Genomic DNA, 21,695 nt, shown 5'->3' on the forward strand with positions numbered 1-21,695 from the left:
GTCTGCGCGGGTGGGCAGACCGAGTGGCCGAGCAGCTGGCGGTGAGCAATCCCGACTTCCGCTACGCCAACCTGGCGATTCGTGGTCGCCTACTCGGACCGATCATCGACGAGCAGTTGGAACCCGCTCTGGCGTTGAAGCCCGATCTGGTGACCATCTACGCCGGCGGAAACGACATGATGCGTCCGAAGCTCGACATCGATGCGATGGTCGCCCGCTACGATTCGGCAATCGGTCAGCTCACTGCATCCGGCGCTCGGGTTCTGATGTTCACCGCGTACGACACCGGATGGTCCGCCTTCTTCGGCAAGCTCCGCGGACGTCTGGCGATCTACAACGAGCTTGTTCGCGAGGTGGCCGACCGCCACGACGCGACCCTCGTCGACTTCTGGCGATTCTCCGAATATCAGGACCTTCGGATGTGGGACTGGGATCGCCTCCACATGTCGCCCTCCGGGCACGAGAACATGGCGACGCGTGTGCTCGACGTGCTTGGTGTCGAACACGGATTGACCCCGCCCGATCTCGGGCCTGCGCCGGTTCTCACGAAAGCCGAAACTCGTCGCGAGGATCGTCAATGGGCGCGAGAGTTCTTGGTGCCGTGGGTAGCTCGGCGCGTGAAGGGAACATCGTCGGGCGACGGCGTGAGCGCCAAGCAGCCCCAGCTTTCTCCGATTCAGTCCTGATTCTTGCGCTGACGGGCGAGCGCGACCAGGTGGTCGATGGTCTCGCGTTCCGCTGTAGGTGGGAGCGCGTCCACCGGCCACCATCTGAGGTCGGTGGACTCTGCGCTGCGGACGATATGTGAATTGTCCGGCGCCACAACAAGAAACCGTAGATCGAGATGGCGAGTCGGTACTCCGAGTGAGCACGTGATCGGATGCGTGTGGGCGGAGAGTAGGTCCGCGTCTATCCGAACGTCGTGAATTCCGGACTCCTCGCGAGCTTCCCGCAATGCCGCATCTACCACCGTCTCGTCGTCGGGCTCACAGTGGCCGCCGAGCTGAATCCACCTGCCCACCTTGGGATGCAGGGTCAGCAAGACGTGGCAGCCACTCTCGTCGAGAACGAGAGACGACGCGGTGATGTGTCCCGGTGCGTGGCGACGAAGGCAGCCGTCCGGAGCCGAATCGAGGAACGCGAGCATCGTGTGCCGCAATGATTCGTCCGCTTCGGAGGACGTCTCCCAGCCCTCCAGGACGCCCTTGGCGGAGGCGTGCAGCGATTCGGCTGACATGGGACCTACAGCTCCACCAACGCGTCCCCGGGGGCGGAGACAGAGCGCGGAGTCAGTGGTTCGAGGGGGTGCCCGATTGCGATGGCACCGAGTGGCTGCCAATCCGCCGGGAGATCGAGTTGTTCGCGTACGAGATCGGCGGCGAAGATCGTCGATCCGATCCAGCAGCTTCCCACGCCGCGCGTAGCCAACGAGACCAGCAGTCCCTGCACTGCCGCGCCGGCGGCGACCGTGAACATCGTCGACTCCGCCGCGGTTCGTCCGGCATCCGGATAACTGTGTGCGCCATCGGGCACGCAGAAGGGAATGACGACCTCGGGGGCGTCGAACAGGATGTTTCCGCGGGCAACCCGGGCCTCGACGGATTCGTCACTGCGACCGTCGGCGCGAAGATCGGCGGCCCACTTCTCGCGCATCTGCTCGAGAAGAGCCGTGCGGACCGACTCCGTGCGTAGCCACACGAATCGAACCGGTCTCGTGTGGTGCGGTGCGGGAGCGGTGAGTGCCTCGGCGATCGAGCTGCGAATGATCTCCGCGTCGACGGGATCACTTGCGAACTGTCGGACCGATCGACGCAACAGCAGCGCCTGGCCACGGCCCATCGCCGTAGCTTCCTCGGTGCCCAGCCAGAACAGATCGTCCGGGCCGCGGCGAATCAGATCCTGGCCACTCGAACCGTCGTCCTCGAACCGAAGCCCACGAACGACGGCGACGGGAACGCCGCCCAGCTTGCCCTTGACCAAGTCGCCCGCAGCGGCGATTTCGTCCGCGATCGCGATCTCGGTGACGATCAGATCGTTGCCCTGACTGTCCTGTGCTCCGAGGTAGCCGTGCAGGACCGGAATGCCGGAGGAACCGATTGCGGCGTCGGTCTGCCCGTTGCGCCACGCACGACCCATCGTGTCGGTGACGACGACGGCGACGGACTTGCCCGTGCTCTCGAGAATTCGGGCGCGCAGACCCGCAGCGCTCGCATCCGGATCCACGGGGAGTAGCGCCAATTCGGCACCGTCGACGTTGGAGCCGTCGATGCCCGATGCGGCCTGCACGATTCCGAGTTTGTTCTCGGTGATCAGAGTGCGGCCCTTGCGTGCCACGACGCGGACGGCTTCCTGATCCACCAGGAGGCGTCGTGCCGCGTCGCGCTCTTCCGGATCGGTCGGTGAGGAAACGATGCGACCCTCGACTTTGGAGAACACCTTGCTCGTGACGACAACGACGTCGCCGCTCTCGAGCCACGGCGTCGCGTCGACGACAGCGGTGGCCAAGTCGTCTCCGGGCCGGAACTCGGGAAGCCCGAGCACGGGAATGACTTCGATTGCGGCGCCGGGGGAGTGATCACCGGGAGAGTGATTTCTGTCGCGGCTTGCTTCGGTTCCGGGCTCGGTCACAGTTCGACTCCGGCGATCTCGAAAGCCGTGCGAACCATTTTCGCGGTCTCTTCGGGGGACGTCATCAAAAGTGGGATGCTTCGCACGTCCACCCCGTCGATGTCGGCCGTGTCACCTTCGTCGACGAGCCAGCCGTCGAGAATGCCGTTGATCGAACGAGCTCCGTAGTGGCGACCGATCGCCTCCGAAGTCGTCTCGACCCCGATCACCTCGAGGCACTCGTCAGCCATGCCGCGCAACGGTTTTCCGCCGATGACGGGGGAGAGGCCGACAACCTTGGCCGCGGTTGTTCGCAGGGCACCGCGAATGCCGGGCACCGCGAGGATCGCGCCGACGCTCACGACGGGATTGGACGGTGCGATCAGCACGATGTCGGCACCGTCGATCGCCTCGACCACCCCTGGCGCGGGCTTGGCCTGCTCGGCGCCGACGTGAGCGAAGCTGTGCGTTTCCACCTGTGCCCGATGGCGTACCCACCACTCCTGGAAATGAATCGCCTTCTGCTCACCGTCTTCCGGATCGGTGATCACGACGTGTGTTTCGCTGCGGTCGTCGCTCACGGGAAGCAGTGCGACACCGGGATTCCAGCGATTGCACAACGCTTCGGTGATCGCGGACAACGGATATCCCGTGCGGAGCATCTGGCTGCGAATCAAATGCGTTGCGATATCGCGATCTCCGAGGCCGAACCAGGCCGGCTTCGCTCCGTATGCCGCGAGTTCTTCTTTCGCATTCCAGGTTTCGCCGGCGTGCCCCCACCCGCGTTCGGTGTCGATACCGCCGCCGAGTGTGTACATACAAGTGTCCAGATCGGGGCAGATGCGCAGACCGTGCATCCACACGTCGTCCCCGACGTTGACGACGGCCGTGATGCGATGTGGGCCTTCGTATTTCTCGAGGGATTCACCACCGGCGATTCCGAGCGCGTTTTGAACACCTTGAAGGAAACGGGCCCCGCCGACGCCGCCAACCAATACAGTCACGTTCACGACAACAGAGCCTAGGCGGTCGGCGCGTCGTCGTGTCTGGCGGGCAGAAGGTCCCGTCAATTGAGGGCCGGAATACTAATGGATTCATCTCGTTTAGCTTGACCGCGACACGCTGGACGTGTGTAATCTCAAATGTGTCATTCCAACCGCTACTTGTGAGTTCACTTGCAGCGGGGCCGGTTTCGAACACAGTTTCGAACGGTCGACGGGGTGGGGTTGAAGATGGAGTGAAAATTCTGCGCTATTACAGGTGAGGAGGCGGAACGATGCCCAATGAAAATGTCGAGATCAGTTCTCTCGCAATGACAGTAAGCGACGAACCGCAGACCGATTCCCGAGCAGGCGCAGCAGAAGGTGCCTGCAGCAGTGAGTTCGACGGTATGAGTACTCGGCCAGTGCTGAGTCTCGTCACCGGCTTCGAAGAATTGTTCGACACCATCGAGGATCAGTGGCAGGAGCGTGCTCTCTGCGCGCAGACCGATCCCGAAGCGTTCTTTCCTGAAAAGGGAGGATCGACGAGGGAAGCAAAACGGATCTGCCTCGGTTGTGAAGTTCGTGACGAGTGCCTCGAGTACGCGCTCGCGAACGACGAACGGTTCGGAATCTGGGGAGGGTTGTCCGAGCGCGAGCGTCGGCGACTCAAGCGGGGGATCATCTGATCTGCTGCTGAATCGGTTCTGTCAGCGTCGGGGCTGACGGGCGGTCTTCGAAAGTCTGACCTGCAACGGGGAATTGCAGGTCAAGCAACGACTGTTTTGTTCTTCGTGTGGATTTACTTCTTCGTGTGACATCAGTTTTTTCGTCTGACAGTGCGTCAGTCCTCGTCGGGCAGTATCAGTCCTCGTCGGGCAGCGTGGGGTCGATGACTTGTGGGTCGACGCCCAGATACGTGCCGACTTGATGGACCAACACGTCGTGCACCAGATCCGTGAGTTCTTCCGGATCCTTCGCTCGCTGCTCCAATGGGCGGCGAAACAGCACAATTCTTGCGCGAGTCGTATTTCCGTGACGGTCGATTCCGGCCGGAATCAGTCGTGACAGTGGAACCGGGCCGTCTGCGATGACCTCCGGCGGCCATGTGACGGACTCCGGATCGTGCGCGTGAATCTTCGGAACTTCGTCCACTGCGATGTCGAGTTTCGTCAGCCGGTCGTGCCATGCGAGGTCGACGGGAGAGAAGGCGTCGAGCACCAGGAGATCGAACTTCTCCGCGCGGGTACGCCTGGCGGGCACCTCCGGGGGAAGTAGCGGTCCGCGCAGGCCACGGCCGTGTCGCTCGATGGAACGAGTGGTGACCGAGCGTCGGCGGCGGGCTTGTGGCATGGCGCCAGATTACGACAGGAGAAACTGCTCGGTGTGTCCGAGTAGGTTCCGGACGTGGGGAGGGCTAGGCTCCGTACCTGTGAGATCTCTGCGTCGCTGCTGCCGCCCCGGGTGCAAGAACCCCGCCGTCGCGACGCTTACGTATGTCTACTCGGACTCCACTGCGGTTGTCGGGCCGCTGGCAACCGTCGCCGAGCCCCATTCATGGGATTTGTGTGACACTCACGGCTCTCGAATCACCGCCCCCAAGGGGTGGGAACTCGTCCGCCACGAAGGCGGATTCGCGTCGAGTACTCCCGACGAAGACGATCTGACCGCTTTGGCCGAAGCTGTACGGGAGGCCGGTCTCGGAGATCGCAGCAAGTCCAACGTCGATGCAGATGAGGACATACGTCCCGCAGCTCCGAGTACTGCCCGTACAGGGCGTCGTGGACACCTACGCGTTCTGCCCGACCCGTCCAACTGACGCGAGATTCGTCGCCGTAGACGCTAGGCTCGACCGAGTACTTCCACACCCGAGTACTGCGAATCTCCGGACGCCATGCGCCCGGATGTTCCCGTCTGTGAGGGTGCATGCACAAGGAGAGTTTTCAGTGGGGCGAACAGCCGAGTCGGTTGCTGCAATCATCAAGGCGTACGACGTACGCGGTGTGGTCGGTGAGCAGATCGACGAAGATTTTGTCCGCGACGTCGGTGCGTCGTTCGCCCGCCTGGTCCGCGACGAGGCCGGCGCCGCCACGACGGTTGTGATCGGCTACGACATGCGCGCATCGTCGCCCACACTGTCTTCGGCTTTCGGTGACGGCGTGCTTGCTCAAGGGCTCGACGTCGTCTACATCGGATTGGCGTCGACCGACGAGCTCTACTTTGCATCCGGTTTGCTGAACTGCCCGGGCGCGATGTTCACGGCGAGCCACAATCCCGCCAAGTACAACGGCATCAAGATGTGTCGGGCCGGCGCCAAGCCGGTCGGTCAGGACACCGGCCTCGCAGTCATCTCCGCCGAGGTCGTCTCGGGTGTTCCCGCGTACGACGGACCGGCAGGCACCGCCAGCACCAAGGACGTCCTCGAGGAATACGCGAGCTACCTCCGCGGATTGGTCGACCTGGCTGCGTTGCGCCCGCTGAAGGTCGCAGTCGATGCAGGCAACGGTATGGGTGGCCATACCGCGCCGGCCGTATTCGGGCCGATGCCCCTCGACGTCCTGCCGCTGTACTTCGAGCTCGACGGCACGTTCCCCAACCACGAAGCCAATCCGCTCGATCCGGCCAACCTCGTCGACCTGCAGGCCTACGTGCGCGAAACCGGAGCGGATATCGGCTTGGCGTTCGACGGTGACGCGGACCGTTGCTTCGTCGTAGACGAGAAGGGCGACCCGGTCTCGCCGTCCGCGGTGACGGCACTTGTCGCCAAGCGCGAACTCGCGAAGGAACCGGGCGCGTCGATCATCCACAACCTGATCACGTCACGGGCAGTGCCCGAACTGGTCGAAGAACTCGGCGGCGTCGCTATTCGTACCCGAGTCGGCCACTCGTTCATCAAGCAGGAGATGGCCGAGACCGGTGCGGTGTTCGGCGGCGAGCACTCCGCTCACTACTACTTCCGCGACTTCTGGGGCGCCGACTCCGGCATGCTCGCGGCGCTGCACGTACTCGCCGCACTGGGCGAGCAGGATCGTCCGCTCTCCGAGTTGATGGCGGAGTACACCCGCTACGCGGCCTCGGGCGAGATCAACTCCACCGTGGCTGACGCGGCAGATCGTACGGCCGCTGTACTGGCGGCATTTGCCGACCGCACCGAGTCGGTGGATCGCCTCGACGGTGTCACGGTCAGTCTCGAGGGAAATGCCTGGTTCAACTTGCGCGCGTCCAACACCGAACCACTGCTGCGACTCAACGTCGAAGCACCCACGTCCGCCGATGTCGACGCATTGGTGAACGAAATTCTGGCGATCGTCCGGGCTTGAATCCGAGTCTGATCGGTTTGTCGGTGAGCCGAAGCCCTGGGATAGTTGGGGGACTATCTCAGGAACGACGGCCTCGGGAACGAGGGCTTTGCCACCACGGACCGCGTGGAGCTGGAATGCTGGATGGTGCGGGAACTGCTAACGGAGAAGGGGGTGCGGTGAGATGACAGCGCCGATGCCGCTTCTCGACCTCGACGACAGCGAGGGTTTGTCAGCTGCCGATTCGGAAGGGCTACTGCGGTCTGTAGCCATGGGCGGCGCACAGATTCGGGCCACCGCGTCGGCCGTCGGTGAGGGTGTGATCTCCCGATTGGCCGGTCTGCGTCCGCGCAGCGTCGTACTGATCGCCGGCGCGGGTGGCGCCCGGCATGGAGCCAGGATCGCGCTTGCTCTCGTCGGAGATTCGGTCGGTTGCCCGCTCCTCGTTCTCGACCGGACGCCGTCGTGGGCCGGGCCGTTGGATGTGATCGTCGTCGCCGGTGACGATGCCGGTGATCCACGCCTCGTCGAATCCGTTGACAGTGCCGTACGCCGCGGCGCCGAGGTTGTTGTCGCCGTTCCCGACGAGGGGCCCATGCGAGCCGTGGCGGCCGGGCGCACCATGCCCTTGCCGCCGCGGCTCTACGCTTCGCCCCGGCACACGATGACGCGGTTCCTCGCCGTCTTCCTCGCGGTTGCCGCCGAGATCGAGGGCAAGGGATCGATCGAGGACCGTTCGGCGGTGCTCGGTCGAATCGCCGACGCAGTTGATGCGGAGGCGCTGCGGGACGGACCGGCCAACGAGGTATTCCACAACCCGGCCAAGTCGTTGGCCACCAGGATGAGCGGCCGGCGAGTCGTTCTGTGTGGAAGTGGTTCCGTGACAACAGCACTCGCAGAGTTCTCGAGCGTTGCGCTGATGAGCTCCGGCCTGAACGCCGCTGCCGCCGAGATGTCCGAGGTGATTCGTTCGGCGCGAGCACTGTTCGCGCCGGACGCAGCTTCACGTGATTCGGTGTTCCACGACCCCTTCTTTCACGATCCGCAACTCGACGGCGCGCTGCCGACCCCGCCGGCGCGCGCGTTCGTCTTCGCGACCGAATCCACGCGCGGGGAGGCGAGGCGCCGGATGGACGCACTGGCTGACGCCGACCTGGTGGTTGCGGCAGACGAAGACCAGACCAACGTGGTCATATCGGAGATGGAGCAGGTATTCGTGTTGGCGTCTCGAGTAGACATGGCCGCGGCGTACGTGCAGTTGACGGGCGGTGCGAAGTAAGTGCGTGAACTCGAAGGTGCACTTCGTTCTTACGCGTGGGGCTCGCGAACGGCAATTGCCGAACTACGCGGTCTTTCGACTCCGTCGAATCATCCCGAAGCGGAATTGTGGTTGGGCGCGCACCCGGGTGACCCGGCGCGCGTGATCACCGAATCCGGAAGCGAGTCGTTGCTCGAAGTCCTGCACCGCGAACCCGAACGCGAACTCGGCCGTGAGAACCTCGAGGCATTCGGTGAGCGACTCCCATTCCTGCTCAAGCTGCTTGCGGCGGAAGAACCGCTGTCGCTTCAAGCGCACCCCAGCGCCGTTCAAGCCGACGAGGGATTTCGTCGTGAGAACGCACTCGGCGTTCCCATGGAATCGCCGATTCGCAACTACAAGGACGGCAGCCACAAGCCCGAACTCGTTGTCGCGCTCAGCAGATTCGAAGCGCTTGCCGGATTCCGCGAGCCGACGCGGACTGTCAAACTGCTGCGCGCTCTGGCCGTCGACGAGTTGGAGCCGTACATCGGTCTGCTCGAAGGCCAACCCGATTCCGACGGACTGCGGGCGTTGTTCACGACGTGGATCACGCTGCCGTCCACGGTGCTCGGGACCTTGCTCCCTGCCGTACTTGCCGGGTGCATCACCTACGTCGCGCACCACGACGCCGAATTCGTGACCGAGATCCGCACCGCGCTGGAATTGAGCGAGGCGTACCCCGGCGACGCCGGTGTTCTGGCGGCACTGCTGCTCAACCGCGTCACCCTCGAGCCCGGCCAAGGACTGTTTCTCGCTGCCGGCAATCTCCACGCCTATCTCCATGGACTCGCGGTCGAGATCATGGCCAACTCCGACAACGTGCTGCGCGGTGGGCTGACACCGAAGCACGTCGACGTGCCCGAATTGCTGAGGGTTCTGGACTTCGTCGGGGCCGATATCGAAGTGCTCGATCCGGCCCCGTCATCTGGATCAGGTCAGTCAGGATCAGGTAGATACGAGTACGTCACGCCGGCGCCCGAATTTCGTTTGACGCGTCTGGAGTTCGACGCGAATTCCACGGACATCGTCGTCGACGCTTCAGGCCCGCGGATTCTGATCTGCACCGACGGCGCGGTCACTGCGACGTGCGGCGCCGACACTCTCGACCTCGATCGAGGCCGAGCGGCGTGGATCGCTGCCGACGAGCCCGCGATACACCTGAGCACACGGACCCCGACTGCGCAGGTTTTCAGTGCCGTAGTCGGAAACTAGGAGACATTGTGTCGGCTCATGGTGGCAAGAAGGCAATTCTGGCGGCCCTCGGAGCTAATGCCGGAATTGCCGTAGCCAAGTTCGCCGGATTCTTGATCACCGGATCGTCGTCGATGCTCGCCGAATCGGTGCACTCGGTGGCCGACACGTCCAATCAGGGTTTGCTGCTCCTGGGGCAGAAGAAGGCAGAACGTGACGCGGATCAACTGCACCCGTTCGGCTACGGGCGCAACCGATACTTCTATTCGTTCGTCGTTGCACTGGTGCTCTTCACCCTCGGTTCGCTGTTCGCGATCTACGAAGGCATTCACAAGATTCAGCATCCGGAAGAACTCAATTCGGCTTTCGTGGCAATCGCGATTCTTGTCATAGCGATTTGTCTGGAGGGCTACAGCTTCCGGACCGCAGCGAAGGAATCACGACCGCTCAAGGGAAATGCGTCGTGGTGGAACTTCATCCGAACCTCTCGTAGCCCGGAACTCCCGGTTGTGCTGCTCGAGGACACCGGCGCATTGATCGGTCTCGTCCTTGCACTCGGCGGCGTCGGCCTCACGATGGTGACCGGAAATCCGGTCTTCGACGGCATCGGAACTCTGTGCATCGGTGTCCTGCTCGGCATCATCGCGATCATTCTGATCATCGAAATGCAGTCGCTGCTGATCGGTGAGGGCGCAACGGCGGTGGAGACCGAACTGATCCTCAACGCCCTGGTCGACGGAACTCGTATCGAACGCGTGATTCATTGCAAGACGCAGTACCTCGGTCCCGAGGAGATCCTTGTTGCTGCCAAGGTTGCGGTGCCGATCGGATCGACGATCTCGGACGTGGCGACGGCGATCGACGAGGCCGAGTCTCGCGTGCGCGCTGCAGTGCCTGCGGCGCGGGTGATCTACCTCGAGCCGGACCTGGATCGTCTCAGCGCAGGAGATCGCCCTGAAACAGATCTACAGGCTCCCGACAAACCCTGAACAAAGCTGCGCCTGCGGGCTTAGGCTGATGCCATCTCTCTACTTGCCCATGGTGGGACCTGTTGGTCCCCAGCAAGGAGGCGGCAATGGCTGTCAAGGACGAGCAGGCCGGATCTGGACGGTCGAAGCTGTTTCGAACCAAATCGATCGAGCAGTCCATCAAGGACACCGACGAGCCGGAAACCAAACTCCGGAAAGAACTGAACTCGTGGGATCTCACGGTGTTCGGTGTCGCAGTCGTCATCGGTGCGGGCATCTTCACACTCACGGCTCGGACGGCGGGAAATGTCGCCGGGCCGTCGGTCTCGCTCGCGTTCGTCATTGCCGCCATCGCCTGCGGACTGGCAGCGCTGTGTTACGCCGAATTCGCGTCGACGGTCCCGGTTGCCGGTAGCGCGTACACGTTCTCGTACGCGACGTTCGGCGAATTCGTCGCCTGGATCATCGGCTGGGATCTCATCCTCGAATTCGCCTTGGCGTCTTCGGTGGTCGCCAAAGGCTGGTCGCTGTACCTCGGCGAAGTGATGGGCTCACGCAGCCCGATCGTCGAGTTGGGGCCGATCTCGTTCGACTGGGGTGCGGTGCTGGTGATCGCTGTCATCACGATCCTGCTCGCGACCGGCACAAAACTCTCGTCGAGGGTGTCGCTGGTGATCACGGCGATCAAGGTCGCGGTGGTGTTGCTGGTGATCGTCGTCGGCCTCTTCTACATCGACACCGACAACTACTCGCCGTACATTCCGCCGTCGGAGCCGGGCTCGACGGGAGAGGGCATCCACCAGTCGTTGTTCTCGTACGTGACCGGGGCCGGTGGCAGCACGTTCGGGTGGTACGGATTGCTCGCGGCAGCCAGTCTGGTGTTCTTCGCGTTCATCGGCTTCGACGTCGTCGCCACGACGGCGGAGGAGGCGAAGGAGCCGCAGAAGGCGCTGCCACGCGGCATCCTGGGTTCTCTCCTGATCGTCACGGTTCTGTACGTGGCGGTGACACTGGTGCTGACGGGGATGGTGAAATACACCGAGCTCGAGGGCGATACCTCCAACCTGGCAACGGCATTCGCTTTCCACGACATCACGTGGGCGAAAAACGTCATCTCGTTCGGCGCTTTGGCCGGTCTCACGACAGTGGTGATGGTGCTGATGCTCGGGCAGACCAGGGTGCTCTTCGCGATGGCACGCGACGGTCTGATGCCACGACGCCTGGCACCGACCGGCAAGCACGGAACCCCTGTGCGGATCACGATCTTGGTCGGCGTCGTGGTCGCGGTGCTCGCCGGCGTTTTTCCGATCGGCACCCTCGAGGAAATGGTCAACATCGGCACACTGTTCGCTTTTGTTCTCGTCTCGATCGGGGTTCTCGTGCTCCGTCGGACGCGTCCCGACCTACCTCGCGGATTCAGGGTGCCGCTGGTCCCGCTGGTCCCGATTCTGGCCGTCCTCGCGTGTCTGTGGCTGATGTTCAACCTGTCGGTGGAGACCTGGATGAGGTTCGTGGTCTGGATGGCCCTCGGCGTTGTCATCTATTTTGCCTACAGCAGACAGCATTCGATGATCGGGAAGCGTGAACGCGGCGAAATCGAGTAGATGTACAAAGTTTATGATTTGTCTATCACTTGTACAAAATCAGTAGTACTGTCTACCTCATAGTGAACTGACTCACAGTTTTCGGGTCGGTCCGAATCGAGGAGGTAGACCGTGTCGACGCACGTGGACTCGCAATCCGGCCAGACGCTCCCGCCCGAGCAGTGGCGTGACAAGAAGAGATACCTCTGGCTGCTCGGCCTCGTGCCGCCGACGGCGGTCTTCATCGCCGTCGGATTGGTCGCGTTGTTCAACAGTCTCGGATGGAATGCGGTCTCGCCGGTGTGGTGGTGGATCGGGCCGCTTCTCGTCTACATCCTGCTCCCGATCCTCGACGTCTTCTTCGGCCCGGACGGCGAGAATCCGCCGGACGAAGTGATGGAGCGCCTCGAGAACGACAAGTACTACCGGTATTGCACCTACATCTACATACCGTTCCAGTTGGTCAGCCTGGTCCTGGCCTGCTACCTCTGGTCGGCGACCGATCTGTCCTGGCTCGGAATCGACGGGGGACTTGGGCTGATCTCCAAGATCGGTCTGGCGATCAGTATCGGTTGTGTCGCAGGAATCGGGATCAACACCGCACACGAGCTCGGTCACAAGAAGGACGATCTCGAACGCTGGTTGTCGAAGATCACTCTGGCGCAGTCGTTTTACGGCCACTTCTACATCGAGCACAATCGTGGACACCACGTGCGCGTCGCCACGCCCGAGGATCCGGCGTCGTCTCGCTTCGGTGAGAGCTTCTGGACCTTCCTGCCGCGCAGTGTGTGGGGATCTCTGCGCTCGTCGTGGTCCCTGGAAAAGGCCAGACTCGATCGACTGGGTAAGAAGCCGTGGACAATTCGCAACGACGTCCTGCATTCGTGGTTGATGTCCGTCGTACTGTTCGGTGTCCTCGTCGCCGTCTTCGGCCTCTCGGTACTGCCGTTCCTGGTGCTGCAGGCCGTGTTCGGATTCTGTCTGCTCGAAACCGTCAACTACCTCGAACATTACGGACTGAAGCGTCGTCGTCTGGACAGCGGGCGGTACGAGCGTGCAGCACCGGAGCACAGTTGGAACAGTGATCACATCTGCACCAACATCTTCCTGTATCACCTCCAGCGTCACAGCGATCATCACGCGAACCCGACGCGTCGTTATCAGACGCTTCGAAGCATGGACGGTGCGCCCAACCTGCCCAGTGGGTACGCGAGCATGATCATCCTCGCCTACGTTCCACCGCTGTGGCGAAAAGTGATGGATCCCAAAGTCCTTGCGCACTACGGCGGCGACATCACCCGCGTCAACGTTCAGCCGTCCAAGCGTGATCGCCTCCTTGCTCGGTACGGAGCAGCGTGATGAGCAGCTATCGATGCCCGGTGTGTGAATACGTCTACGACGAATCGAAGGGTGCACCACGAGAAGGGTTTCCGGCGGGCACGCCGTGGGATGCCGTGCCGGACGACTGGTGCTGTCCGGACTGCGGCGTGAGGGAAAAGCTGGACTTCGAGCCGATGCCGGCAACGGCGGGGAGTGAATCATGAACGACTACAAGCTGTATCAGTGCGCGCAATGCGGCTTCGAGTACGACGAGGCAGTCGGCTGGCCGGAGGACGGTATCGAACCGGGCACTCGCTGGGACGACATTCCCGAAGACTGGAGTTGCCCGGACTGCGGGGCGGCGAAGAGCGACTTCTTCATGGTTGAGGTCGAACGACGGTGAGATGCGTCGGCGTCGAACGGACCTAGGTGCGGCGGTAGTGTCGTCACCATGACTTCGACGCCCACTCGTCTGCCGCAGAAAGAAGCGTCGCGCCTGCTGCTGCGTACGTCGGTGCTCGATTCGATGCGTGAGTTGTTGACCGAGCGCGACTGGTCCGAGGTGACGCTGACGGTTCTGGCCAAGCATGCCGGTGTGAGTCGTCAGACGCTCTACAACGAGTTCGGCTCGAGGCAAGGGCTTGCCGAGGCGTACGCGCTTCGCCTTGCTGACGGCTTCGTCGACGCGGTGGACGAGGCCATGGTGGCGAACGACGGACGTGCAGTCGAGGCATTGACGGCGGGTTTCGGATCGTTTTTCGCCTCCAGTGCAACCGACCCGTTGGTGATCTCTCTGCTCACCGGTGAGGCCAAGCCGGACCTGCTTCGCCTGATCACCACCGACAGTGCGGTCATCATCGAGCGCGCGTCGTCGCGGCTTGCGGAGAGTTTCCAGCGAGGGTGGATTCAGGCGTCACCCGCCGACGCCGGAATTCTGGCCAGGGCGATTGCGCGTCTCGGGCTGAGCTACATTTCGATGCCGCCGGAGTCCGAGGCTTCGGTGGCGGAGGATCTGGGCATACTGCTCGGGCCGTTCATCGACGTGGCGCGCGAGGGCCGCGCAGTAGAGGGGCGGGCGGGAGAGGGCGTCTAACCGATAGCCTGGTACACCGATAGGCTTGTGCAGAGTATGCACGTCAACCAGGAGAGGCAGATGACGACCTCAGTTTCAACAACGCCCGTGGCCGAGAGCCGTAACGGCATCGACTTCAAAGTTGCAGATCTTTCGCTCGCGGAGTTCGGTCGCAAGGAAATCCGTCTGGCAGAGCACGAGATGCCCGGCCTCATGGCGCTTCGTCGCGAATACGCAGAGGTGTTGCCGCTCAAGGGCGCTCGCGTTTCCGGCTCGCTGCACATGACCATTCAGACCGCGGTGCTGATCGAGACGCTGACCGCGCTCGGCGCCGAGGTCCGCTGGGCTTCATGCAACATCTTCTCCACGCAGGATCACGCTGCCGCCGCCATCGTCGTCGGTCCGCACGGCACCCCGGAAGAGCCCAAGGGCGTTCCGGTTTTCGCCTGGAAGGGTGAAACCCTCGAAGAGTACTGGTGGGCAGCCGAGCAGATGCTGACCTGGCCGGGTGAGCCTGCCAACATGATTCTCGACGATGGCGGCGACGCCACCATGCTGGTGCTCAAGGGCGCACAGTTCGAGAAGGCCGGCGTCGTCCCGCCGACGGACGACGACCAGGATTCCGACGAGTACAAGGTCTTCCTTGCACTTCTGCGTCAGTCCCTCGAGTCCGACAAGGGCAAGTGGACGGCAATCGCCGAGTCCGTCCAGGGCGTCACCGAGGAGACCACCACGGGCGTTCTGCGCCTGTACCAGGTTGCCGCTGCCGGTGAACTCACGTTCCCCGCTATCAACGTCAACGACTCGGTCACCAAGAGCAAGTTCGACAACAAGTACGGCACGCGCCACTCGCTGCTCGACGGCATCAACCGCGGCACCGACGTTCTGATCGGCGGCAAGGCTGCGCTGGTCTGCGGTTACGGAGACGTCGGCAAGGGTTGTGCCGAGGCACTTCGCGGCCAGGGCGCTCGCGTCGCGGTCACCGAGGTCGACCCCATCAACGCCCTGCAGGCGCTCATGGACGGCTTCGAGGTCAAGACAGTCGAGCAGGCCATCGGCTGGGCCGACATCGTGATCACGTCCACCGGTAACAAGGACATCATCACGTTCGAGCACATGAAGGCCATGAAGCATCAGGCCATCCTGGGCAACATCGGTCACTTCGACAACGAGATCGACATGGCCGGCCTCGAGAAGTCCGGCGACGTCACGCGGATCAACATCAAGCCGCAGGTCGACGAGTTCACGTTCGCCGACGGCCACTCGATCATCGTGCTGTCCGAAGGCCGCCTGCTCAACCTCGGCAACGCGACGGGCCACCCGTCGTTCGTGATGAGCAACAGCTTCTCCAACCAGGTCATCGCGCAGATCGAACTGTGGACGAAGCCGGACGAGTACGACAACGAGGTCTACCGCCTCCCGAAGCACCTCGACGAGAAGGTCGCCAAGATCCACGTCGAGGCACTCGGTGGCACGCTGACCAAGCTCACGAAGGATCAGGCAGAGTACATCGGCGTCGACGTCGAAGGCCCGTACAAGCCCGAGCACTACCGCTACTGACCCGGTGATTCGTCACTGAGGATGTAGTGTCCGCCGTCCCCCGGTCTGCGCAAGCAGGCCGGGGGATAGGCTTGTCCGCCGTGGGAACACTGGTGGCATTGGAAGGCCTCGACGGCGCTGGAAAGCGAACGTTGATCGGCAAAGTGGATAGCGAACTCCGCCGCGGCGGCACGTCGATCGCGACTCTGGATTTTCCGCGGTACGGGAAGTCGATCCACGCGGATCTTGCTGCCGAGGCACTCAAAGGATCGCACGGAGACCTGGCTGAATCCGTGAACGCGATGGCAGTCCTGTTCGCCCTGGACCGCGCGGGTGCGGCGGATCGGATCTCGGACCTGTTGTCCGCCAACGACATTGTTCTCCTCGACCGCTACGTGGCGTCCAACGCCGCCTACAACGCGGCGCGCGCGCATCAGGGCGTGGACGGCGAGATGGTCGCCTGGGTCCGTGAATTGGAGTTGGGTCGACTCGCTCTTCCCGCTCCCGATCTGCAGTTGTACCTCGACGTACCGGTAGCTCTGGCCGAGCAGCGTGCCCGCTCGCGTGAGGCCGAGGACGCGTCGCGTCAGCTCGACGCCTACGAGCGCGACGGCGGCCTGCAGGCCAGAACCGGTGAGCTCTACAAGCAGTTGGCAGCGACGGACTGGGTCTCGCCCTGGTGGATCGTGGGGCCGGAGACGGACCCGGGCGAACTGGCGCGCAGGCTCGCGGATTTCGCGTGATCGGTCACCCTTGCGGCCGGGATTCGAACTTTCCGGCACAGTAGAGGGAAAGACGCGGCACGCCGCACGGCCTCGTAACGGTCTGATTCATCGCTCCGAGATGCAACGATAGGGATATGAAACCAAGGATTCTGGTTGTCGACGACGACACGGCACTCGCCGAGATGCTCACGATCGTGCTGCGTGGTGAGGGTTTCGATCCCTACGTGGTAGGCGACGGAACCCTGGCGCTCGCGGCAGTGCGTGAGACCCGGCCCGACCTCGTCCTGCTCGATCTCATGCTTCCCGGAATGAACGGGATCGACGTATGCCGAGTTCTGCGTGCGGATTCCGGCGTGCCCATCGTGATGTTGACGGCCAAGACCGACACCGTCGACGTCGTGCTCGGCCTCGAATCCGGTGCGGACGACTACATCATGAAGCCGTTCAAGCCGAAGGAGCTGGTGGCGCGGGTGCGTGCTCGCCTGCGCCGTACGGAAGAGGAGCCGGCCGAACTGCTGAGCATCGCCGACATCGTGATCGACGTTCCGGCACACAAGGTCAGCCGCGGCAGCGAGCAGATCTCGCTCACACCACTCGAATTCGACCTGCTGGTCGCATTGGCGCGCAAGCCGCGCCAGGTGTTCACCCGTGAAGTCCTCCTCGAGCAGGTGTGGGGATACCGCCACGCCGCCGACACCCGCCTGGTGAACGTGCACGTTCAGCGTTTGCGCGCCAAGGTCGAAACTGATCCCGAGAATCCCGAAGTGGTTCTGACGGTCAGGGGGGTCGGCTACAAGGCCGGACCGCCGTGAGCGGAGTTTCCAGGTGGCGTCGTCGTCTCAACCGACGGCTGACGCCATTTCTGCGGTGGTGTCACTCGATGAGCAACACCCTCGCGCACACGTGGCGACGCTCGCTCCAATTGCGAGTGGTCGTCTCGACTTTGACGTTGTCCTTGATCGTCATCGTCATTCTCGGTGTCGTGCTGACCAGCCAGATCACCGATCGGCTGTTGGAAACGAAGATCACCGCGGCGACCGAGGAAATGGACCGAGCCCGCGGCATCGTCGAAGACCAACTCGCGGGCGTCGACGATTCGACGGCGCTCAACGTTCAATTGGAAAGCGCTGCATCCGGACTGACGAGCCGTCGAAACCAGACCTCGGGCCAGGCCTCCGGGTCGGCCGGCACCTTCGACCCGGTGCTCATCGTGCCAGGGGACGGGCCGCGCCAGCCGACGAGTTCGGGACCGGTCGATCAGATCCCCGACAACCTTCGCGAGTTCGTCAAACGCGGCCAGATCAGTTACCAATTCGCGACGGTGTCCAACCCGAACGGTTACTCCGGACCCGCGCTGATCATCGGTAGCCCCACCGCGTCGTCGATATCGGGACTCGAGCTGTACCTGATCTTCCCGCTCGCCAGCGAAGACCGGAGTCTGTCGCTTGTTCGAAGCACCCTGCTGATCGGTGGAGCCGTGTTGCTGGTGCTCCTGGCTGCGATTTCGCTGTTGGTTGCCAGGCAGGTCGTGCTTCCCATCCGATCGGCCTCACGAATCGCGGTGCGTTTCGCAGACGGCCGACTCAAGGAACGAATGCCGGTCCGCGGCGAGGACGACATGGCGCGCCTGGCCATGTCCTTCAACGAGATGGCCGAGAGTCTGTCCAAACAGATCACCCAGCTGGAGGAGTTCGGCAGTCTCCAGAAACGCTTCACCTCCGATGTCAGCCATGAACTCCGCACACCTCTGACCACGGTCCGGATGGCAGCCGACCTGATCTACGACGGCAGCGAGAACCTCGACCCGATGCTGCGTCGGTCGTCGGAACTGCTTGTCGCCGAACTGGACAGGTTCGAAGGGCTACTGGCGGACCTCCTCGAGATCTCCCGTCACGACGCCGGTGTCGCGGAACTTGCGTCCGAACAACTCGACGTCCGTATGTGTGCGCGAGCGGCCGTTTCCACGGTTCGCCATCTCGCCCGCGAATCCGGCACCGAACTGATCGTGGACATGCCCGACGAGCCCGTCATGGCAGATGTCGATCCGCGCCGCGTCGAACGCATCCTGCGAAATCTCCTGGCCAACGCCATCGACCACGGTGAGGGGAAGCCGATTCTGCTTCGCCTTCGCGCCGACGACAATGCCCTCGCCTTCATCGTCCGCGACAGTGGCGTCGGGTTGCGTCCGGGCGAGGAGAAGTTGGTCTTCAACCGGTTCTGGCGATCGGACCCGTCCCGCGTGCGCCGCAGTGGCGGCACCGGACTCGGCCTCGCGATCAGCGTCGAAGACGCGAATCTGCACGACGGCAAGCTCGAGGCCTGGGGCGAACCGGGAGTCGGCGCCTGCTTCCGGCTGACGCTCTCGCGCACCCGTGGCAAGAAAGTCGTGTCGAGCCCACTGCCTCTCAAGCCGACGACCACAAAGTTCGTCCGCACGCCGAGCGAAGCCGACATCGTCGCCGATACCGTCGGCGAGGTCACGTCGTCCCTGCCGACTCCGCGCGAATCGGACTCGCGGAACGAGTCCAACGGTGGGGATCGATCATGATCGGAACCCGCCGCCGTCTGGCACTTCTCGCAACAACGCTCAGCGTGCTGTTGCTGACCGGCGCGTGCGCGAGTTTGCCGGAATCCTCTTCGCCGCAGGCAATCGGAACTCTGGCAACCGCTGTGCCCGGAACCTCCGTCGAATCACCGGCCTCGGGGCGAGAGCCGGACCTGCTGGTACGTGACTTCGTCAAGGCGAGTACCGATCCGTCCAACCGGCACGCCGCAGCCCGTCAGTACCTGACCAAGGACGCTTCGGCGCGTTGGGACGACGCGGCAAGTGCTGTCATCGTCGACAAGGTCGATGTGCTCTCGGTTTCTCGAACCAGCACCGAAGCCGTCTACACGATTCGTGTGAACAAGGTCGGTCGCCTCGACCCGGGAGGACTGTACGTTCCCGAAGAGGGCAGCTTCGAAGCGAGGATGACCCTGGCGTTGACCGACGGCGAATGGCGGATCAGTGATCTGCCTCCCGGCGTGATCATGGAGCGTCCGCAGTTCCTCGGCGCTTACCAGCGGAAGTCGTTGTTTTTCCTCGACCCCACCAGCCAGACGGTCGTCCCCGATCTTCGCTGGATCTCCGGCGGGCAGGACCAGGTGGCGGCTCAGCTGATCGGTCTGATGATCGACGGACCGAAGGCAGCGCTGGCGCCGGCTGTGCGAAACGAACTGGGCAATGGCGTGTCGGTGATCGGTCCGATCACCAAGGCCGACGGTAAGCCGGGACAGGTCGGAGTCGGTCTCGGTGGTGTGCGCATCAACTTCCGCCTTGACAACCCGATGGATGCTGCTACTCGCGGTTTGTTTGCAGCACAGGTCATTTGGACGCTCGCCAACGCCGATGTGGCAGGGCCGTACGTTCTGGAGATCGACGGCGAACCGCTGGACGCGGCTCATGCCGACGGCTGGACCACCGCCGACGTCGCATCCACGAACCCACTGGCCACCACGAGTGCAACCGTCGGACTGCATGCACTGCGCAACGGTTCACTGGTGAGTGTCACCGAGCAAGAGGCGACTCCGGTGCCCGGTTTCGCGGGCAATGCGGGCAACCTCACGGCGGCTGCTCTCTCACGGGACGGCAAGTTGGTGGCAGCCGTCGCGGACACCGCTCGGCCGGATCCCGGCACAAGATTCGACTTGTCGCTCGGGACATACGGCGAAGGGTCCGTTCCGGTACTCGAAGGCAGCGCCATCACCAGGCCTTCGTGGGAGTTGGACAACAACGCGGTCTGGACGGCTGTGAACGGCAATACCGTCGTTCGGGTCGTCCGTGAACCAGGCACCGGCCGGGTGTCGGTCACCAACGTCGACGTCGGGGCCCTGACGTCGGTCGGTTCCACGATCTCGGAACTGCGTCTGTCGCGGGACGGCGTGCGAGCGGCGATGATCATCGACGGCAAGGTCTACCTGGCTGTGGTCGTGCGCACCGCCAGCGGGGTCTACGCCCTGACGAGTCCACGCGCAGTGGCCTCCGGCTTGGGCAGTACCGCGCTCTCACTCGACTGGAGCAACAGCGACACCATCGTGATCGCGCGCAGTGGAGCCGACATACCGGTTGTCCAGGTCGCGATCGACGGCTCACGGATGGACGCGCTGCCGAGTGGAAACCTGACCGCTCCCGTCACCTCCGTGGATGCATCGCCGACCACCGAGTACGTCGCCGACGCGCGTGCGGTGTTCCAACTGAACAACAACGACCCCGCCGGGGATCGCCGCTGGCGTGAGGTGACCGTGCTGACCGGACAGAAGGCGATTCCGGTTCTGCCTGGCTGACGCCTCTGCGCTCTGGTGAATGTCTGCGCTCTGATGCATGTCGGTGCTCAGGTTCATGATTCGGCCATGGGGGACAAGAAATTCGGTGCCGGTCTGCTCGACCTGCTGTTGCCACGCGAGTGTGGTGGGTGTGGCCGCTCGGGGACTCTGTGGTGCGGTGAGTGCGCGGAACTGCTGCGCGATCATCCGCTTCAACTGAGTCCGCGCGTGGATCCGGGCGTGCCCGTCTGGGCACTCGGCCGCTACGACGGCCCCAGGCGACGCAGTGTGATCGAGATGAAGGAACGGGGTCGTCGGGACCTCGCGATGCCTCTGGGGATCGCTGTGGCCGACGCGTTGGCCACTCTGGAACGGTGGGGCGAGCTCGGCAGCGGGGGGCGTCCGCCGATCGTGCTGGTGCCGGCTCCCACGCGCGCCCGAGCGGCGCGATCTCGCGGGGGTGATCCGGTTCGCCGGATAGCCGAAAGTATGCGCGGAAAGCGGGAAATTGGTTCTGTCGCGGGTCGTCCGGTACGTGTCTGTCCGATTCTCCGGATGACGCGAGGTGTACGTGACTCGGTGGGACTGTCCGCGGCCGACCGGGTGACCAACGTGAACGGTCATGTGTCTCTCGACACCACTGCGATCTCTTCGATTGCCGGGGACAGTGACATCGTCCTGCTCGACGACGTCCTCACCACGGGAGCGACTGCGGCAGAGTCGGTTCGGGCCCTCTCGCTCAGCGGGATTCGTACAACTCTCGTGCTTGTCCTTGCAGGGGCTTAGATGAATTTCGTTGGAACAGTGGC

The 21,695-nt window shown here is 63.3% G+C and carries 22 protein-coding genes; 18 read left to right on the top strand and 4 right to left on the bottom strand.

The genetic code is table 11. The features are described from left to right. The coding region (locus ACYP01_RS07365; RefSeq protein WP_459679164.1) for an SGNH/GDSL hydrolase family protein at nucleotides 1-686 on the top strand (686 nt) is incomplete at its 5' end. Here the strand turns inward: ACYP01_RS07365 and ACYP01_RS07370 are convergent. The 3 genes from ACYP01_RS07370 to cofD are packed head-to-tail and all read right to left on the bottom strand — an operon-like array spanning nucleotide 677 to nucleotide 3,617. After that, on the bottom strand, nucleotides 677-1,237 hold the full coding sequence (locus tag ACYP01_RS07370) for an NUDIX hydrolase (protein WP_003940680.1): 561 nt from the start codon (nucleotides 1,235-1,237) through the stop codon (nucleotides 677-679). The two genes, ACYP01_RS07365 and ACYP01_RS07370, sit on opposite strands and share 10 nt — an antisense overlap. Nucleotides 1,238-1,242: 5 nt before the next feature. Then, nucleotides 1,243-2,628 (bottom strand): coenzyme F420-0:L-glutamate ligase, encoded by a 1,386-nt coding sequence (locus tag ACYP01_RS07375; RefSeq protein WP_003940947.1) that lies wholly within the window; start codon nucleotides 2,626-2,628, stop codon nucleotides 1,243-1,245. After that, nucleotides 2,625-3,617 carry a 2-phospho-L-lactate transferase gene (gene cofD, locus ACYP01_RS07380; protein WP_459679169.1) on the bottom strand — a complete coding sequence of 331 codons (993 nt, stop codon included), beginning with the start codon at nucleotides 3,615-3,617 and terminating at the stop codon, nucleotides 2,625-2,627. The genes ACYP01_RS07375 and cofD overlap by 4 nt, the downstream gene beginning before the upstream one ends. 380 nt (nucleotides 3,618-3,997) lie before the next feature. Between cofD and ACYP01_RS07385 the strand changes: the two genes are divergently transcribed. Then, nucleotides 3,998-4,276, top strand: coding sequence for a WhiB family transcriptional regulator (locus ACYP01_RS07385; RefSeq protein ID WP_020907098.1), 279 nt, complete (start codon nucleotides 3,998-4,000; stop codon nucleotides 4,274-4,276). A 175-nt stretch (nucleotides 4,277-4,451) separates the two neighbouring features. Here the strand turns inward: ACYP01_RS07385 and ACYP01_RS07390 are convergent, their stop codons facing one another. After that, nucleotides 4,452-4,940, bottom strand: a complete 489-nt coding sequence (locus ACYP01_RS07390) for a metallopeptidase family protein (protein ID WP_003940797.1) — start codon at nucleotides 4,938-4,940, stop codon at nucleotides 4,452-4,454. 79 nt (nucleotides 4,941-5,019) lie between these two features. Between ACYP01_RS07390 and ACYP01_RS07395 the strand changes: the two genes are divergently transcribed. From ACYP01_RS07395 to ACYP01_RS07470, 16 genes are all read left to right on the top strand, one after another. After that, nucleotides 5,020-5,406, top strand: coding sequence for a DUF3499 domain-containing protein (locus ACYP01_RS07395; protein ID WP_007731177.1), 387 nt, complete (start codon nucleotides 5,020-5,022; stop codon nucleotides 5,404-5,406). A 127-nt stretch (nucleotides 5,407-5,533) separates the two neighbouring features. Beyond that, nucleotides 5,534-6,907 (top strand): phosphomannomutase/phosphoglucomutase, encoded by a 1,374-nt coding sequence (locus ACYP01_RS07400; protein ID WP_003941022.1) that lies wholly within the window; start codon nucleotides 5,534-5,536, stop codon nucleotides 6,905-6,907. Nucleotides 6,908-7,070: 163 nt separating this feature from the next. Beyond that, nucleotides 7,071-8,165 carry a hypothetical protein gene (locus ACYP01_RS07405; RefSeq protein ID WP_030535017.1) on the top strand — a complete coding sequence of 365 codons (1,095 nt, stop codon included), beginning with the start codon at nucleotides 7,071-7,073 and terminating at the stop codon, nucleotides 8,163-8,165. Next, complete coding sequence (gene manA, locus ACYP01_RS07410) at nucleotides 8,166-9,398, top strand: mannose-6-phosphate isomerase, class I (RefSeq protein ID WP_063316634.1); 1,233 nt, start codon at nucleotides 8,166-8,168, stop codon at nucleotides 9,396-9,398. An 8-nt stretch (nucleotides 9,399-9,406) separates the two neighbouring features. Then, on the top strand, nucleotides 9,407-10,366 hold the full coding sequence (locus ACYP01_RS07415) for a cation diffusion facilitator family transporter (protein ID WP_042450115.1): 960 nt from the start codon (nucleotides 9,407-9,409) through the stop codon (nucleotides 10,364-10,366). A gap of 86 nt (nucleotides 10,367-10,452) precedes the next feature. Beyond that, nucleotides 10,453-11,949 carry an amino acid permease gene (locus tag ACYP01_RS07420; protein ID WP_007731185.1) on the top strand — a complete coding sequence of 499 codons (1,497 nt, stop codon included), beginning with the start codon at nucleotides 10,453-10,455 and terminating at the stop codon, nucleotides 11,947-11,949. Nucleotides 11,950-12,060: 111 nt separating this feature from the next. Next, nucleotides 12,061-13,287 carry an alkane 1-monooxygenase gene (locus ACYP01_RS07425; protein ID WP_007731187.1) on the top strand — a complete coding sequence of 409 codons (1,227 nt, stop codon included), beginning with the start codon at nucleotides 12,061-12,063 and terminating at the stop codon, nucleotides 13,285-13,287. Beyond that, entirely contained in the window at nucleotides 13,287-13,472 is a 186-nt protein-coding gene (locus ACYP01_RS07430) for a rubredoxin (RefSeq protein ID WP_003940827.1), read from the top strand. Before ACYP01_RS07425 ends, ACYP01_RS07430 begins: the two co-directional genes overlap by 1 nt. Beyond that, a complete protein-coding gene (locus ACYP01_RS07435; protein WP_003940894.1) occupies nucleotides 13,469-13,651 on the top strand; it encodes a rubredoxin in 183 nt (60 codons plus the stop codon). The genes ACYP01_RS07430 and ACYP01_RS07435 overlap by 4 nt, the downstream gene beginning before the upstream one ends. A gap of 48 nt (nucleotides 13,652-13,699) precedes the next feature. After that, on the top strand, nucleotides 13,700-14,341 hold the full coding sequence (locus tag ACYP01_RS07440; RefSeq protein ID WP_003941024.1) for a TetR family transcriptional regulator: 642 nt from the start codon (nucleotides 13,700-13,702) through the stop codon (nucleotides 14,339-14,341). A 60-nt stretch (nucleotides 14,342-14,401) separates the two neighbouring features. Further along, nucleotides 14,402-15,880, top strand: a complete 1,479-nt coding sequence (gene ahcY, locus ACYP01_RS07445) for an adenosylhomocysteinase (RefSeq protein ID WP_003940766.1) — start codon at nucleotides 14,402-14,404, stop codon at nucleotides 15,878-15,880. Nucleotides 15,881-15,960: 80 nt separating this feature from the next. Continuing rightward, nucleotides 15,961-16,602 carry a dTMP kinase gene (locus tag ACYP01_RS07450; RefSeq protein WP_459679176.1) on the top strand — a complete coding sequence of 214 codons (642 nt, stop codon included), beginning with the start codon at nucleotides 15,961-15,963 and terminating at the stop codon, nucleotides 16,600-16,602. Nucleotides 16,603-16,718: 116 nt separating this feature from the next. Then, nucleotides 16,719-17,396 (top strand): MtrAB system response regulator MtrA, encoded by a 678-nt coding sequence (gene mtrA / locus ACYP01_RS07455; RefSeq protein ID WP_003941013.1) that lies wholly within the window; start codon nucleotides 16,719-16,721, stop codon nucleotides 17,394-17,396. Continuing rightward, nucleotides 17,393-19,132 carry an MtrAB system histidine kinase MtrB gene (gene mtrB, locus ACYP01_RS07460; protein ID WP_019747781.1) on the top strand — a complete coding sequence of 580 codons (1,740 nt, stop codon included), beginning with the start codon at nucleotides 17,393-17,395 and terminating at the stop codon, nucleotides 19,130-19,132. Before mtrA ends, mtrB begins: the two co-directional genes overlap by 4 nt. Further along, nucleotides 19,129-20,907 (top strand): MtrAB system accessory lipoprotein LpqB, encoded by a 1,779-nt coding sequence (lpqB, locus tag ACYP01_RS07465; RefSeq protein ID WP_003940768.1) that lies wholly within the window; start codon nucleotides 19,129-19,131, stop codon nucleotides 20,905-20,907. Before mtrB ends, lpqB begins: the two co-directional genes overlap by 4 nt. Nucleotides 20,908-20,940: 33 nt before the next feature. Then, nucleotides 20,941-21,672, top strand: a complete 732-nt coding sequence (locus ACYP01_RS07470; RefSeq protein WP_003940811.1) for a ComF family protein — start codon at nucleotides 20,941-20,943, stop codon at nucleotides 21,670-21,672. Nucleotides 21,673-21,695: the final 23 nt, after the last annotated feature.

It is taken from the genome of Rhodococcus sp. no. 34 (assembly GCF_054589475.1).